The 14,059-nt window shown below is 69.2% G+C and carries 13 protein-coding genes and 1 tRNA gene; 9 read left to right on the top strand and 5 right to left on the bottom strand.

The window, feature by feature from the left end; all coding sequences use genetic code 11:
• Positions 1–84: 84 nt before the first annotated feature.
• Together KZX17_RS14495 and KZX17_RS14490 are read left to right on the top strand one after the other, a co-directional pair.
• Positions 85–1,035 (top strand): thioredoxin domain-containing protein, encoded by a 951-nt coding sequence (locus KZX17_RS14495; protein ID WP_248175048.1) that lies wholly within the window; start codon positions 85–87, stop codon positions 1,033–1,035.
• A gap of 31 nt (positions 1,036–1,066) precedes the next feature.
• Positions 1,067–1,139, top strand: a tRNA-Thr gene (locus KZX17_RS14490).
• A gap of 114 nt (positions 1,140–1,253) precedes the next feature.
• On the opposite strand, the gene KZX17_RS14485 is transcribed toward KZX17_RS14490, so the two are convergent.
• The 4 genes from KZX17_RS14485 to KZX17_RS14470 all read right to left on the bottom strand — a co-directional run bounded on the left by KZX17_RS14485 (position 1,254) and on the right by KZX17_RS14470 (position 6,904).
• Positions 1,254–2,537 carry a hemolysin family protein gene (locus KZX17_RS14485; protein ID WP_248175050.1) on the bottom strand — a complete coding sequence of 428 codons (1,284 nt, stop codon included), beginning with the start codon at positions 2,535–2,537 and terminating at the stop codon, positions 1,254–1,256.
• Positions 2,538–2,604: 67 nt separating this feature from the next.
• On the bottom strand, positions 2,605–3,669 hold the full coding sequence (locus KZX17_RS14480; protein ID WP_248175052.1) for a TerC family protein: 1,065 nt from the start codon (positions 3,667–3,669) through the stop codon (positions 2,605–2,607).
• Positions 3,670–3,862: 193 nt separating this feature from the next.
• Positions 3,863–4,768 (bottom strand): hypothetical protein, encoded by a 906-nt coding sequence (locus KZX17_RS14475; RefSeq protein ID WP_248175054.1) that lies wholly within the window; start codon positions 4,766–4,768, stop codon positions 3,863–3,865.
• Between the two features lie 36 nt (positions 4,769–4,804).
• Positions 4,805–6,904, bottom strand: coding sequence for a S9 family peptidase (locus tag KZX17_RS14470; protein ID WP_248175230.1), 2,100 nt, complete (start codon positions 6,902–6,904; stop codon positions 4,805–4,807).
• A 184-nt stretch (positions 6,905–7,088) separates the two neighbouring features.
• Between KZX17_RS14470 and KZX17_RS14465 the strand changes: the two genes are divergently transcribed.
• The 7 genes from KZX17_RS14465 (at position 7,089) to KZX17_RS14435 (ending at position 13,074) form a co-directional block, all read left to right on the top strand.
• Positions 7,089–8,315: an inorganic phosphate transporter gene (locus KZX17_RS14465; protein WP_248175055.1), complete on the top strand. Its 1,227-nt coding sequence runs from the start codon at positions 7,089–7,091 to the stop codon at positions 8,313–8,315.
• Positions 8,312–8,647, top strand: coding sequence for a peptidase (locus KZX17_RS14460; protein WP_248175057.1), 336 nt, complete (start codon positions 8,312–8,314; stop codon positions 8,645–8,647). The genes KZX17_RS14465 and KZX17_RS14460 overlap by 4 nt, the downstream gene beginning before the upstream one ends.
• A 33-nt stretch (positions 8,648–8,680) precedes the next feature.
• The gene (locus KZX17_RS14455; protein ID WP_248175059.1) at positions 8,681–9,583 is read left to right on the top strand and encodes a phosphodiesterase; all 903 of its coding nucleotides are present in this window, start codon (positions 8,681–8,683) and stop codon (positions 9,581–9,583) included.
• A gap of 44 nt (positions 9,584–9,627) precedes the next feature.
• On the top strand, positions 9,628–10,023 hold the full coding sequence (locus tag KZX17_RS14450) for a MerR family transcriptional regulator (protein WP_248175061.1): 396 nt from the start codon (positions 9,628–9,630) through the stop codon (positions 10,021–10,023).
• A complete protein-coding gene (locus KZX17_RS14445) occupies positions 10,020–11,003 on the top strand; it encodes an aldo/keto reductase (protein ID WP_248175063.1) in 984 nt (327 codons plus the stop codon). Before KZX17_RS14450 ends, KZX17_RS14445 begins: the two co-directional genes overlap by 4 nt.
• A 67-nt stretch (positions 11,004–11,070) precedes the next feature.
• Positions 11,071–12,528 carry an aspartate ammonia-lyase gene (locus KZX17_RS14440; RefSeq protein WP_248175065.1) on the top strand — a complete coding sequence of 486 codons (1,458 nt, stop codon included), beginning with the start codon at positions 11,071–11,073 and terminating at the stop codon, positions 12,526–12,528.
• Positions 12,529–12,606: 78 nt separating this feature from the next.
• Positions 12,607–13,074 (top strand): DUF4190 domain-containing protein, encoded by a 468-nt coding sequence (locus tag KZX17_RS14435; protein ID WP_248175067.1) that lies wholly within the window; start codon positions 12,607–12,609, stop codon positions 13,072–13,074.
• Between the two features lie 68 nt (positions 13,075–13,142).
• Here the strand turns inward: KZX17_RS14435 and KZX17_RS14430 are convergent, their stop codons facing one another.
• On the bottom strand, positions 13,143–14,006 hold the full coding sequence (locus tag KZX17_RS14430; RefSeq protein ID WP_248175068.1) for a fumarylacetoacetate hydrolase family protein: 864 nt from the start codon (positions 14,004–14,006) through the stop codon (positions 13,143–13,145).
• Positions 14,007–14,059: the final 53 nt, after the last annotated feature.

Raw genomic sequence — 14,059 nt, 5'->3', positions numbered from 1 at the left:
CAGCGCGTCTGACTACCATCGGACAGTGTGCGCCGCCCCCGAGCGCAAGGCCGTCACGGCTCCGTCAGATCTTCCCGAGGTTCCATGTCCATCGACTCCGGCGATACCCCGTCACCTGCGCCCGATCGGCGCGAAGCGGTCCGTGAGAAGGCGCAGCGCGTCCGCGTGCGGCAATCCCGCATCCGCGTCGCGCGTCGCGTGGGCCTCGGCGTCGTCGCCACGGCCGCCGTCGCCGCCGTCGCGGGCGTCGTGGTGTGGTCGGTCATGTCGTCGGTCGGCGGGCGGGACCTGACCCCGCGGAACTCGACGGCGGACGGGTTCGCCATCAGCGACGTCACGGGCGCGGCATCCCAGCAGGGGTCGATCGCGGATGCGACGCCGTCGGCGACGCCGAACGGCAGCGCGGCGGCGACGCCCACTCCCGACCCGTCCGCGTCGGTGGCTGCCCCGGTCGACATCCGCGTCTACGTCGACTACCTCTCTCCCGGCGCCCGTGAGTGGCAGCTCGCCAACGTCGAGCAGCTGACGACGTGGGTCGACGAGGGAGCCGCCGCCCTCAGCTACCACCCGGTGTCGATGCTGACGGCGAAGTCGAACGGCACGAAGTACTCTCTCCGCGCCGCCGCCGCGGCTGCGTGCGTGGCCACCCACGACGAAGCGGTGTTCTTCGCGTACAACACCGAGCTGCTCAGCCGTCAGCCCGCGATGGACACCGACGGCTTCTCGGACGTCGAGCTCGCCGACCTCGCCCAGGCGGTCGGTGCGTCGAACCCGGCCGACCTTCGCGAATGCATCGAGGGCGGCGACTTCGTCGAATGGGCGAAGGACGCCACCGAACGGGCGGTCAGCGGCATCCCCGACACTGACGGTCTCGAGCTCTCGGGTACCCCCACCATCCTTGTGAACGGCCAGCCGTACCTCGGCTCGCTGGCGGACGCGGCGGAGTTCTCGCAGTTCGTCCTGACGAGCGCGAGCGACGCGTTCTACACGACGCCGACCCCGACTCCCACCCCGTCTGCGACGCCGTCGGAGTGAGCCCGGGCGCCCGGTTAGACTGGGCGTTCCCGCCGGCTTGGCGCAATTGGTAGCGCACCGTACTTGTAATACGGGGGTTGCAGGTTCAAGTCCTGTAGCCGGCACCCTGAGCCGCGCGGCAGCCTGATCCGGGCATCGCCGATCTCGCTGCCCGCGCAGGCTTCGCCTGTCACGACACGCCGCGTGGACGCGCACATCGTGACAGGCGAGCCGGCGGGTCAGGCCTCGAGCGGCTCGTCCTCGCGCGGCGTGACGCGCACCTCAGCGATTCGGCGACGGTCCATCGCGGTCACCTGGATGGTGGCCCCCGGCACCTCGATCACGTCGCCCACGACCGCCAGGCGGCCGAGCCGCTCCGTCACGAAGCCCGCGATCGTGTCGGAGGAGCCGCGCGGGAGGTCGACGCCGGTCTGCTCCTCGAACTCGGCGAGGTTCAGGCGACCGTCGAGCAGGGTCTTGTCGGATGCCGGAAGCGTCGCCGGATCGTACTCGTCGAAGATCTCGCCCACGACCTCTTCCACGAGGTCCTCGAGGGTCACGATGCCGTCCGTGCCGCCGTACTCGTCGACGACCACCGCGATGTGCTGGCCGTCGGCCCGCATCCGGGTCAGCGTCGGCAGCACACCCGCCGTGGACGGGAAGTAGGAGATGGGGCGGACGATCGAGCGCAGCGGGGCATCCGGATCGCCCGCAGCCTCGAAGAGGTCCCTGACGTGGATGAAGCCGACGATGTCGTCGATCGACTTGTCGGCGACGGGATAGCGGGAGAACGGCTGGTCGTGCACCTGTGACAGCGCCTCACGCACGGTGAAGGTGTCATCCAGCGCCGTGACCTCCGGCCGGGGACGCATCACCTCGCTGAGCTGACGGCCCCGCAGCGACAGGACGTCGTCGAGGATGCGGCGCTCGTCGTCGGGGAGGCCCTCGTGGCTCGCGACGATATCGCGCACCTCTTCGTCGGTCAGTTCCTCACCGGTCTTGTGCGGGTCGCCGCCCAAGAGACGCACGAGGGCGTTGGTCGAGACCGACAGCAGCCAGATCACCGGACGCATCACCTTCGCGAACCCGTCGAGGATGGGCGCGACACCGTAGGCGAACGACGCGTTGCGTTGGATCGCGAGCCGCTTGGGGACGAGCTCGCCGAGCACCAGCGACAGGTAGGCGATGACGAGGGTCAGCAGCACCGTCGCCACTGTCAGCGAGAGCGCCGGGTCCCATCCCCAGCCTTCGAACAGGGGAGCCACCGACGGTGCGATCGACGTCGCGCCGTACGCGGCGGACGCGAAGCCCGCCACGGTGACGCCGATCTGCACCGCCGAGAGGAACGTGTTCGGGTTGCGGGCGAGGCCCGCGACCTTCTGCCCCCGCTTGCCGCGAGCGGCGATCGCGTTGATCTGGCTCTCGCGCAGGGTCACGAGGGCCATCTCGGTGGCGGCGAAGACGCCGCCCACGAGGACGAAGACGATGACCAGTGCGATGTTCCACAGCAGATCCGCGCTCATCGGTTCACCTCATCGAGATGTGCACAGGCGGGTGCTGCGGTCTTCGTATGGTGACAGTCCATATCGGTCAGGCACGATCCTTCGCGTCGTCGGTGGTGGTGGTGGATGCCTCGGGGGCGGCGTTGATCTCTTCGCCCTCGACCTGCTCCCGGTCGGCCTTCTCGCGATCGCCGCGCGTCTTGGCGAGGCTCGCGACCGTGGCGACCGCGATGGTCGCGGCGATGAACAGGAGCGAGAGCCAGATCGGGATCTCGGGGACCCACAGCAGCGGCTCGCCGCCGTTGATGAAGGGCAGCTCGTTGACGTGCAGGGCGTGGAAGAGCAGCTTGACGCCGATGAAGGCGAGGATGACCGCCAGACCCTGGGCGAGGTACACGAGACGCTCGAGCAGACCGCCGATGAGGAAGAAGAGCTGCCGCAGACCCATGAGCGCGAAGGCGTTGGCGGTGAAGACGATGTACGCCTCCTCGGTGAGGCCGTAGATCGCGGGGATCGAGTCGACGGCAAAGATGAGGTCGACGAAGCCGATCGCGACGATGACGAGCAGCATCGGGGTCACGAAGCGCTTGCCGTCCTTCTTGACCGTGAGCTTGTCGCCGTTGTACTCGTCGCTGACGGGCAGATGCCGGCGGACGAACTGCATGAACTTGCCGTTGGCCGGGTCGGAGTCGCCGTGGGCGAAGGCCTGACGATACGCGAGGAAGAGCAGCAGCGCGCCGAAGATGTAGAAGATCCACGAGAAGTTCTCGATGAGGGCGGCGCCGACCGCGATGAACCCGCCGCGCATGATCAGGGCGATCACGATGCCGATCATCAGCACCTTCTGCTGGTAGATCTTCGGCACGGCGAAGCCGGCCATCACGATGAGGAAGACGAAGAGGTTGTCGATCGACAACGCCTTCTCCGTCAGATAGCCGGCGAAGTACTCGCCGGAGTACACCCAGCCCCAGCCGGGGACGAACCCGATGACGACGCCGAACAGCAGGGCGAGGCCGATATAGAAGGCCGACCAGCGCGCCGATTCGGCGATGGACGGCTCGTGCGGCTTGCGCACGTGGGCGAAGAATTCGTAGACGAAGAAGGCGATCGTGACGGCGATCGTGATGCCCCAGACGAGCGGGGTGATTTCCACAGGAGTCTCCTCGATGGCGTGAACGGATGACGCCAGAGTCTTCTCCATCCCGGTTGCCCGGGACCGGCGATCCGGGATGCGCTGTTGCATCCGTAATGACGAATCGACCGTGTCGGAGTACTCCCCCTGGGGATCACGATTTTAGGGGATGCCGCAGCGGCAAACTGACAATTGCCTGACGCGCCGTTCGGTGCTAGCGCCGGCTGGGTTCCTTGATGTCGTCGTTCGCGTACGGCGCCGGTGCGGGCGCGTGGGCGTAGGGGATGAACCAGCTCGCGAAGTCCAGCGGCGGGGTGGCGTTCGCGGCATCCTGCTTCGTTCGTGCGTCCTGCTCGGCGAACAGCGACTCGACGTCGAGATCCTGGAACAGGACGGTGTCGAGGTGTTCGCGCCATCCCTGCGGCAGGGCCCCCGCCAGGCGGTCCGCGCCGCGCTGGGCCTCGTCGAGCACGATCTTCAGCGCCAGCTCGTGCGCCACCGTCGGGGGGTACACGGGCGAGGCGCTGAGGCGGGAGGTGACCTCGATCGTCGCGGCGAGGAACTTCTGCGCGAACGCCCGGTCGTAGTGCGTCGCGTACTGCGACGGCAGCTGCGAGATGACATGGGTGTCGCGCCACGCCGATCGGTCGTCCGGGCGGTCGGCGAGATGCCGGACGTCCTCGAAGAGGCAGTCCACGACGACCACCGATGCGTTCCACACGAGGCCTTTGATGACCGTGCGCTGGCGGAGCGCCGCGGCTTCTTCGGTGCCGCCCGAGGCGGTGCCGAAGAGCTCGTCGAGCGCCCAGTCGATGCCCGCCAGGCGTGCACCCGTCCGGGCCACGCGGGCGGTGTCGGATGATCCGGACGGGACGCTCCCCGTCGTGCCCTCCCACTCGGAGTCGACCACCGCTGTCGTGCTCGATTCGATCTGCACCAGGTGGTCGGCGCCGCGGGCGACCCGCACGTCGATCAGCGAGAGGAGGACGTCCTCGGCGTCGATGGCCGCGGCCGACATGCGGGCGGCGTCGTCCGTCCCGGCGATCAGATCATCCGGGTGCGCGCAGGCGAGATCGAGATCGATGCGGACCGCAGCGCGGAAGCGTGGACCTGAGGGCATGGCGGCATCGTACCGACGTCGCCGGGACGCCGTGACTCAGTCCGCCTCGGCGAGTCCGACGACGTCCAGCAGCCAGGCCAACTCGAAGGCGCGCTCGCGCCACGAGTTGTACCGTCCGCTCACGCCGCCGTGCCCCGCCACCATCTCGCACTTCAGGAGCGCGTCGGCACCGACCTCGCGAAGTCGCGCGACCCACTTGGCCGGTTCGACGTACAGGACCCGGGTGTCGTTCAGGGACGTCACCGCGAGGATGCGCGGATACGACGCGTCGTCGCGGACGTTCTCGTAGGGCGTGTACGACTTCATGTACGCGTAGACGTCGGGGTCGTGCAGCGGGTCGCCCCATTCGTCCCATTCGATGACCGTCAGCGGCAGCGAGGGGTCGAGGATGGTCGTCAGCGCATCGACGAACGGCACGGCGGCGAGGACGCCGGCGAACAGGTCGGGCGCGAGGTTCGCGACCGCGCCCATGAGCAGTCCGCCCGCCGATCCGCCCTCGGCCACGAGGCGATCGGGCGAGGTGATCCCCTCGGCGACCAGATGCCGGCCCGCCGCGACGAAGTCGGTGAACGTGTTGCGCTTATGGAGCAGCTTGCCGTCCTCGTACCACTGACGCCCCATCTCGCCGCCGCCTCGGACGTGGGCGATGGCGAAGATCATCCCGCGGTCGAGCATGGACAGCCGAGCGACCGAGAACCCGGGCTCGATGGAGTGCTCGTAGGACCCGTAGCCGTACAGGTGCAGTGGCCGCGGGCTGTCGCCGGGCGCACCGAAGCTGCGCTTCCAGACCAGCGACACCGGGATGCGGGTTCCGTCCTCCGCCGTCGCCCACACCCGCTCCTGGCCGTATTCCGACGGGTCGTACCCGCCGAGCACGGGCTGGCGCTTGCGCAGCAGGAGCTCGCGCCCGGCGACGTCGTAGTCGAAGACGGTGCTGGGCGTCACGAACGACGCGTATCCCAGCCGGATCACCGGCGGCGCCCACTCCGACGATCCGCTCTCACCGACCGCGTACAGCGGTTCGTCGAAGCCGATCTCGGTCACCTCGTCGGTCGCGTAGTCGAGGAGTCCCACCCGTGCGAGACCATCGCGCCGATACTCGACGACGGCCCAGTCGCGATAGGCCGAGGCATCCAGGAGACGCCTGCCGGGCTCATGGGGCAGCACGACGCGGCGCTCGCCGGCGGGGTCGGATGCCGCCACCCGCACGAGCTCGAAGTCCAGTGCGCCGTCGTTGTGGAGGATGTACAGCACATCCTCCCCGTCGATCACCGCGTGGGTGAGCGAGTACTCCACCCCCTCGCGCCGAGGCCACACCGAGCGGGGCTCGGCGGTCAGGTCGTCGGCGGGGACGAGGAACTCCTCGGAGGTGATGGACGACCCCACCCCGATGACGAGGTAGCGGTCGCTCCGGGTGAAGCCCGCGCCGACCCAGTACCGCTCGTCCGTCTCGGTGAACACGATGCGGTCGGATGCCGCATCCGTCCCGACCTCGTGCACCCAGACGGTGTCGGGGCGCCAGGCGTCGTCGACGGTCGTGTAGACGACGGAGCGGCCGTCGGGCGAGAAGACCGCCCCCGAGAACGTGTGCTCGATGACGTCGTCGAGGTCGACCCCGGTCGCGAGATCGCGGATGCGGAGGGTGTAGCGCTCGTCGCCGGCGACGTCCACGCCGTAGAGCATGCGCGACCCGTCCGCCGAGACGTCGAGGCTGCCGAGGGAGAAGAAGTCCTGGCCCTCGGCCTCGACGTTGCCGTCCAGCAGCACCTGCTCGCCCGGGACGGGGGCGTCGGGGGAGAGGAGCGGAGGGGTCCAGTCCGTCTCGTCGGTGATCGGAGCGCGGCAGTGGATGCCGTACTGCTGGCCCGCCACCGTCCGGCCGTAGTACCACCACGCGCCGCGGCGCGATGGGACGGACAGATCGGTCTCGAGGGTGCGCCCCTTGATCTCCTCGAAGATCCGCTCGCGCAGGCCCGCGAGGTGCGCCGTGCGCTCGTCGGTGTATGCGTTCTCCGCCTCGAGGTGAGCGACGACGTCCGCATCCTCCTTCGCGCGGAACCACTCGTAGGGGTCTTCGACGGCATCGCCGTGGTGACGGCGGGTGAATGGTCGGCGGTCGGCGACGGGGGGCTGCACTGCTTCGGAGGTCACCCGACCACGCTAACCGACCCCCGCGCGCGGGCGCGGGTTATGCCGTGCGCCATCGTGTGCGAGGATTTCTCCGGCCCGATTGAACTTCTCGTGACGTCTGGGTGAACTTTTCGTTCGCACTGCCGATCGCCGCGGCACCCGTTCCCCGAATCCTGACGGAAAGCGAACTGTGGAGACCGCAGCCCTCATCGTCGTCCTTGTCATCGCGCTGGCACTCTTCTTCGACTTCACCAACGGCTTCCACGACACCGCGAACGCGATGGCGACGCCCATCGCGACCGGCGCGCTGAAGCCGAAGGTGGCCGTGCTCCTCGCGGCCGTCCTCAACCTCGTCGGCGCGTTCCTGTCGACCGAGGTGGCCAAAACGATCTCGGGCGGCATGATCCGCGAGGACGAGCTCTCGGCATCCATCTTCCCGGCGATCATCTTCGCCGGGCTCGTCGGCGCCATCACCTGGAACATGTTGACGTGGCTGCTCGGTCTGCCGTCGAGCTCGTCGCACGCGCTCTTCGGCGGACTCATCGGGGCCACCATCGTCGGCGCCTCGGCCGCGGCCATCGACGTCGGCGTCGTGATGTCGAAGGTCGTGCTGCCGGCGCTCATCGCGCCGCTGACCGCCGGGCTCATCGCCTTCGCCGTCACCAAGATCGCGTACGGCGTGACCCGTCGCTACGACAACAAGCCGGACGGCAGGGACGGCTTCCGCTGGGGGCAGATCTTCACGTCCTCGCTGGTGGCGCTGGCCCACGGCACGAACGACGCCCAGAAGACGATGGGCGTCATCACCCTCGCCCTCATCACCGTGGGGTGGCAGAGCCAGTCCGACCCGCAGCTGTGGGTCATCTTCGCCTGTGCCATCACGATCGCGCTCGGCACCTACATGGGCGGATGGCGCATCATCCGCACGCTCGGCAAGGGTCTCACCGACGTCAAGCCCGCGCAGGGCTTCTCGGCCGAGGCGTCGACGGCGTCGACGATCCTCGCCTCCAGCGCCCTCGGCTTCGCGCTCTCGACCACCCAGGTCGCCTCGGGATCGGTCATCGGATCCGGGCTCGGCCGCCGCGGTGCGTCGGTGCGGTGGCGGACCGTCGGCCGCATCATGGTGGGCTGGGTGCTGACCCTCCCGGCCGCCGGAGCGGTGGGCGCCCTCGCCGCGCTGCTGGTGGTCTGGTTCGGCCAGCTCGTGGGTGTCCTCGTCGGCGCGGTGGTCGCCGTCGCGATCATCCTCGCCATCTTCCTGCGCTCCCGCCGCAATGAGGTGAACGCGGCCAACGCGATGAGCGAGGTCGCCGATTCCGGCGCCGCCGTCGACCTGACGGAGGACCCGCCCCCCACGCGACGCCAGCAGCGCGTCGCGCAGTCGTCGGCCGGATCGGATGAGGAGAACGCGCGATGAGCTTCGAGATCGACTGGTTCGCCTTCGTCCAGGTCTTCCTCGCCGCGCTCCTGGCGGCCTCGACGGTCGTCGCGTTCTACGCGATCGGCCTGCGCCTGCTCGTCCGCGCGGGACGCGTGCCCGTCGTGGTGCCCGCGACGTTCACCGACGCGCTCACGGTCATGACCGAGAAGGAGCAGAAGCGCGCCGCGAAGGCCGCCCGCAAAGCGGCGAAGAAGAACCCGCTGACGCCGGCCCAGAAGCAGGTCGCGCTCGTCGGTGCGTACGCGTCCTTCGCCGTGTGCGGCCTCGTGGTCCTCGGCGGGCTGCTCCTCATCCTCTTCAACCACTGATCGTCGTCGCCGCCCGTCAATAGGCTGGGCGGTATGCAGCCCGTCTCCTTCGGCCGACACGAGCCCGCCCGGCGTTCGATCGTGCACCTCAGCGACACGCACCTGCTCGCCGGCGATCGCCGTCTCGGCGGCGCCTACGACTCGACCGGCGGCGTCGTGGCGGCCCTGGCCGCCGTGGAGCGCACCGGCATCCGCCCCGATGCGATCGTGATCACCGGGGACCTCACCGACCTGGGGGAGCCCGACGCGTACCGCCGGCTCCGCGAACTCGTCGAGCCCGCGGCCGCCCGGCTCGGGGCGCCGGTGGTCTGGGTTGCAGGCAACCACGACGAGCGTCCCGCGATGCGGGCGGGGCTGCTCGACGAGGCCGAGTCCTCCGAGCCGGTGACCGCCGTTCACGACCTGGGCGGGCTGCGCCTGATCGCGCTCGACTCGAGCGTCCCGGGGTGGCACCACGGTGAGATCGACCCCGCACAGCTCGACTGGCTCCGCGCCGAGCTGGCCGATCCCGCGCCGCTCGGCACGATCCTCGCCCTCCACCACCCGCCGCTGCCGAGCCACATCCCGTTCTTCGACATCCTCGAGCTCCGGGGCCAGGACGAGCTGGCCGCGGTGCTCGCCGGCAGCGACGTGCGGGGGATCCTCGCGGGACACCTCCACTACTCGACGAGCGGCACCTTCGCCGGCATCCCCGTGAACGTCGCATCCGCCACCTGCTACACGATGAATCTCCAACGTCCTGCCACCGAGGTCAACGGGATGGATGCCGGTCAGTCGTTCCATCTCGTCCACGTCTACGACGACGTCGTCACGCACGCCGTCGTGCCCGTCGTCGAGGCGCCGACCGGCGAGTACTTCTCCGCGGAGTGGGTCGAACGGATGGCCGCGCTGTCGCCGGACGAGCGCCTCGAGGCGTTCTCGCGCAAAGTCCCCTGAGCCGCATTTGACTTCGAGCGCACTCGAAGTCCTACCGTGAGGGCATGTCCCTCCTCTCCGACGCCGCGCCCCCCGGCGTGACCATCGCCGAGGCCGCTGAGGCGACCGGCGTCAGCGCGCACACGCTCCGCTACTACGAGCGGGCCGGGTTGATGCTGCACCCCGTCGATCGCGCCTCCTCGTCCCACCGGCGCTACTCCGATGCCGACCTCGGCTGGATCCGCTTCCTCGCACGCCTGCGGTGGACCGGGATGCCGATAGCCACCATGCGGCGATACACCGAGCTCGCCCGCGACGGCGCGGCAACGGTCGCCGAGCGGCGGCGCCTGCTCGTCGAGCACCGCGAGGTCGTGCGCCGACAACTCGACGAGGTCACCCTCAGCCTCGCCGCCATCGACTACAAGATCGACACCTACGACAAGGAGATCGCCACATCATGAAGACCACCGCGCTCGGAACGCGCGGCCCGGACGTCGGCCGCATCGGCCTCGGCCTCATGGGCATCAGCGCCTTCTACACCGGCGCCGGAGCAGATGACGCGGGCGGCGCACGCACGATCCTCGGCGCGATCGACCGGGGCGTCACGTTCCTCGACACCGCCGAGATGTACGGCCCGTACGCCAACGAGGAACTGCTGGGGAAGACCCTGGCTGACGCCGGTCGCCGCGACGACGTCGTGATCGCGACCAAGTTCGGCACCATCCGCCACACCGCGGGGGACCAGCCCGGCCTCGACGGCAGCGCCGAGAACGTCCGTCTCTCGGTCGAGGGATCGCTCCGGCGACTGCAGACGGACCGCATCGACGTCTACTACCAGCACCGGATGGACCCGGCCGTGCCGGTCGAGGAGACGGTGGGCGCGCTCGCCGAGCTCGTCGCAGCGGGCAAGATCCGCGGCTACGGGCTGTCGGAGGCATCCGTCGCCACCATCCGCCGCGCGCACGCGGTGCACCCTGTGACGGCCGTGCAGACGGAATACTCGCTGTGGAGCCGCGACCCCGAAGCCGAGCTCCTTCCCGCCCTGCGGGAGCTCGGCATCGGCTTCGTGCCCTACTCGCCGCTCGGGCGAGGCTTCCTCACCGGAGCGATCCGTTCAGTCGACCAGCTCGACAAGGACGACTTCCGACGGAACAATCCCCGGTTCGAGGACGACGCGCTCGCCGCGAACCTCCGCATCGTAGAGGTCATCGAGGGCATCGCGAAGGACGCGAACGCCACTCCCGCTCAGGTGGCGCTGGCTTGGCTGCTCGCGCAGGGAGAGGACATCGTCCCCATCCCGGGCACGCGCAGGCTCGAGCGGCTCGAGGAGAACATCGCCGCGGCGGAGCTCTCGCTGACGGACGATCAGCTGCGACGGCTCGGCGAGGTCGCTCCCGCCGTGGGCGACCGGTACGCCGACATGTCCGGCGTCAACCGCTGAGGTCCGCAGGGCTGCGGGGATAGGCTCGTCCCATCCCCGCACCCTGTGACCCACAAGGACACCGCACATGGCACCTGACGCGACGACGCGTACCGAGACCGACTCCCTGGGATCGATGGAGATCCCCGCCGACGCCTACTGGGGCGTCCATACGGCGAGGGCGCTCGAGAACTTCCCCATCTCGATGAGGCCCATCTCGGTCTACCGCGACCTCGTCGTCGCGCTCGCGATGGTCAAGCAGGCCTCCGCGCGGGCGAACAAGGAGATCGGGGTGCTCGAGGCATCCCGCGCGGACCTCATCGACCGGGCCGCGCAGCGCGTGATCGACGGCGAGTTCCACGACCAGTTCGTCGTGGGCGTCATCCAGGGCGGGGCAGGCACCTCCACCAACATGAACGCGAACGAGGTCATCACCAACATCGCGCTCGAGATGGCCGGGCGCGAGAAGGGCGACTACGCGTTCCTCTCGCCGATCGACCACACCAACCGCAGCCAGTCCACGAACGACGTCTATCCGACGGCGATCAAGGTCGGGCTGGGCCTCGACCTGCAGTCGCTCCTCGAGGAGCTCGACCTGCTGCGCCGGGCGTTCCTCGCCAAGGCGGCGGAGTTCCACGACATCCTCAAGGTCGGCCGCACACAGCTGCAGGATGCCGTCCCGATGACGCTCGGGCAGGAGTTCCACGGGTTCGCCACGACCCTGGGGGAGGACCACCAGCGCCTCCGCGAGAACGCCTACCTCCTTTACGAGGTCAACATGGGCGCGACCGCCATCGGCACCGGCATCACCACCCACCCCGACTACTCGCGCGCCGTCCTGCGGCACCTCCGCGATATCAGCGGCCTCGACCTCGAGACCGCCGAGGACCTGGTCGAGTCGACCAGCGACACGGGCGCGTTCATGTCGTTCTCGTCCTCGCTCAAGCGGAACGCGATCAAGCTCTCGAAGATCAGCAACGACCTGCGCCTGCTCTCCAGCGGGCCGCAGGCGGGCTTCGGCGAGATCAACCTGCCGCCCCGCCAGGCGGGTTCGAGCATCATGCCCGGCAAGGTCAACCCCGTCATCCCCGAGGTGGTCAACCAGGTCGCCTTCGCCGTCGCCGGCGCCGACCTCACCGTCACGATGGCGGTCGAGGGCGGCCAGCTGCAGCTGAACGCGTTCGAACCGGTCATCGCGCACTCGATCTTCCAGTCGATCACGTGGATGCGGCGCGGCATGCGCACGCTCCGCCTCAACTGCGTCGACGGCATCACCGCCAATCGCGAGCGCCTCGGCACTATGGTCGGCTCGTCGGTGGGCGTCATCACCGCGCTGACGCCGTTCATCGGATACGCGGCCGCGGCGGCACTCGCGAAGACCGCGCTGCTCACGGGGCGGAACGTGGGGGACCTCGTCGTCGAGGCGGGACTGATGTCGCGCGAGGACGTCGACAAGCAGCTGTCGCCGGCGCGTCTGTCGGGCCTCGAGGCGACCACCCGCGCGATCCCCGTTATCACATCCACGGGGGATGTGGACGGAAGCTGATTGCCGGTTGTCTGTGAGAACCCCGGGGCGCTAGCGTCGGGGGTCGTACCGGCCGATCAGCGACCAGAAGGGCTTGCCATGACCGACCCCACCCAGCCGAACCCGCCTCAGAACACCCCGCCGTCGACGCCTCCCGCGTACGAGGCTCAGGCCTACCCGAACGCCCCGCAGTACAACGCCGCGCAGTACAACGGCGGCCAGCAGGGAGGCGGATCCGTCCCCGGGCGCACGCTCGGCATCGTCGCGCTGATCCTCGCGATCGTCCCGTTCACCCAGGTCATCGGTCTGATCCTCGGTATCGTCGCGCTCGTTCAGAGCCGCAAGGCCGGAGCGAAGAACGGCCTGGCGATCGCGGCGATCATCATCAGCATCGTGCTGCTGATCATCTCGATCATCGTCGTCATCTCGCTCATCGCGCTGGCTGCCAGCGTCGGGGGCGACTTGGTGTCGCAGGTCAACGCGTGCCTCGAGGACCCGTCCGGCACCGTGACCTACCAGGGCATGACGATGACGTGCCAGGAACTGCTGGAGAACAACGGCTACTGAGCGCCGACATCGACGAAGGCCCGGTCACCGCGAGGTGGCCGGGCCTTCGTCGTGCAGCGGGGCGCGGCTCAATCGGTGATGCGGCAGAAGGTGGTGAGCTCACCGATCCCGTCGATGCCGACCGTGACGGTGGAGCGGTCCCGAAGGAAGATCTGCGGGTCGCGCGAGTAGCCCGCCCCGCCGGGGGAGCCGGTCGAGATGAGGGTCCCCGGCAGCAGCGTGGCGGAGCGCGAGAGATACGACACGAGCTTGGCGACCGGGTGGATCATCTGTCCCGTCGAGGCATCCTGCACCGTCTGACCGTCGACGACGGCCCAGATGTGGAGGCCCTGCGGATCGGGTACCTCGTCGGCGGTGACGACGAACGGCCCCGTGGGGGTGAAGCCGTCGAAGGACTTGCAGCGCGACCACTGCGCCTCCGAGAACTGGATGTCACGCGCCGTGATGTCATTCACGACGGTGTAGCCCCAGACGTGGTCCAACGCGTCCTCCAGCGCGACATCGCGCGCGGCCGGCCCGACGATGACACCCAGCTCGGCTTCGTAGTCGACGGACTGGCTGAGGGTCCGGGGCCACGAGGTGGTGCGGCGATGGCCGCTCAGCGAGCCGGGCCACAGCGTGAAGATGGTGGGAGCGGCATCCGCCTTCAGTCCCAGCTCGCTCGAATGCGCGGCGTAGTTGAGGCCGACGGCGATGGTGACGGGATGCCCCAAGACCGCCGACGCGAACTCCGGTGACCCGAACGCCTGCCAGGTCGCGGCCGACGATTCCTCGCGCACCCGGTCCAGCAGTGCATCGCCGCCCTCGATCAGCTGCTGCAGCCGCGAGGGGGCGCCCGCGAACATGTCGCCGACGATCGCTGCTCGGTCGCCGTCGACGATGACCAGCTGGGGTCGGTCGGCTCCGTCAGGGACAACATGGGCGAAGCGCATTGCTCCAGGCTATCGTCCGCCCTCGCGGCGCGGCATCGGGAGGCCCCTAGCGG

The organism is Microbacterium sp. EYE_78 (assembly GCF_023149035.1).
GTDB lineage: Bacteria > Actinomycetota > Actinomycetes > Actinomycetales > Microbacteriaceae > Microbacterium.
Note: the sequence above shows the minus strand (reverse complement) of the source record. Positions and strands in the feature narration are given on the sequence as shown.

What these genes read in the sequence shown, in the direction of transcription:
- KZX17_RS14475 (WP_248175054.1), bottom strand. Translation starts at nt 4,768, where the DNA reads ATGCCCTCAGGTCCACGCTTCCGCGCTGCGGTCCGCATCGATCTCGAT.
- KZX17_RS14455 (WP_248175059.1), top strand. Translation starts at nt 8,681, where the DNA reads ATGCAGCCCGTCTCCTTCGGCCGACACGAGCCCGCCCGGCGTTCGATC.
- KZX17_RS14485 (WP_248175050.1), bottom strand. Translation starts at nt 2,537, where the DNA reads ATGAGCGCGGATCTGCTGTGGAACATCGCACTGGTCATCGTCTTCGTC.
- KZX17_RS14460 (WP_248175057.1), top strand. Translation starts at nt 8,312, where the DNA reads ATGAGCTTCGAGATCGACTGGTTCGCCTTCGTCCAGGTCTTCCTCGCC.
- KZX17_RS14445 (WP_248175063.1), top strand. Translation starts at nt 10,020, where the DNA reads ATGAAGACCACCGCGCTCGGAACGCGCGGCCCGGACGTCGGCCGCATC.
- KZX17_RS14435 (WP_248175067.1), top strand. Translation starts at nt 12,607, where the DNA reads ATGACCGACCCCACCCAGCCGAACCCGCCTCAGAACACCCCGCCGTCG.
- KZX17_RS14450 (WP_248175061.1), top strand. Translation starts at nt 9,628, where the DNA reads ATGTCCCTCCTCTCCGACGCCGCGCCCCCCGGCGTGACCATCGCCGAG.
- KZX17_RS14440 (WP_248175065.1), top strand. Translation starts at nt 11,071, where the DNA reads ATGGCACCTGACGCGACGACGCGTACCGAGACCGACTCCCTGGGATCG.
- KZX17_RS14495 (WP_248175048.1), top strand. Translation starts at nt 85, where the DNA reads ATGTCCATCGACTCCGGCGATACCCCGTCACCTGCGCCCGATCGGCGC.
- KZX17_RS14430 (WP_248175068.1), bottom strand. Translation starts at nt 14,006, where the DNA reads ATGCGCTTCGCCCATGTTGTCCCTGACGGAGCCGACCGACCCCAGCTG.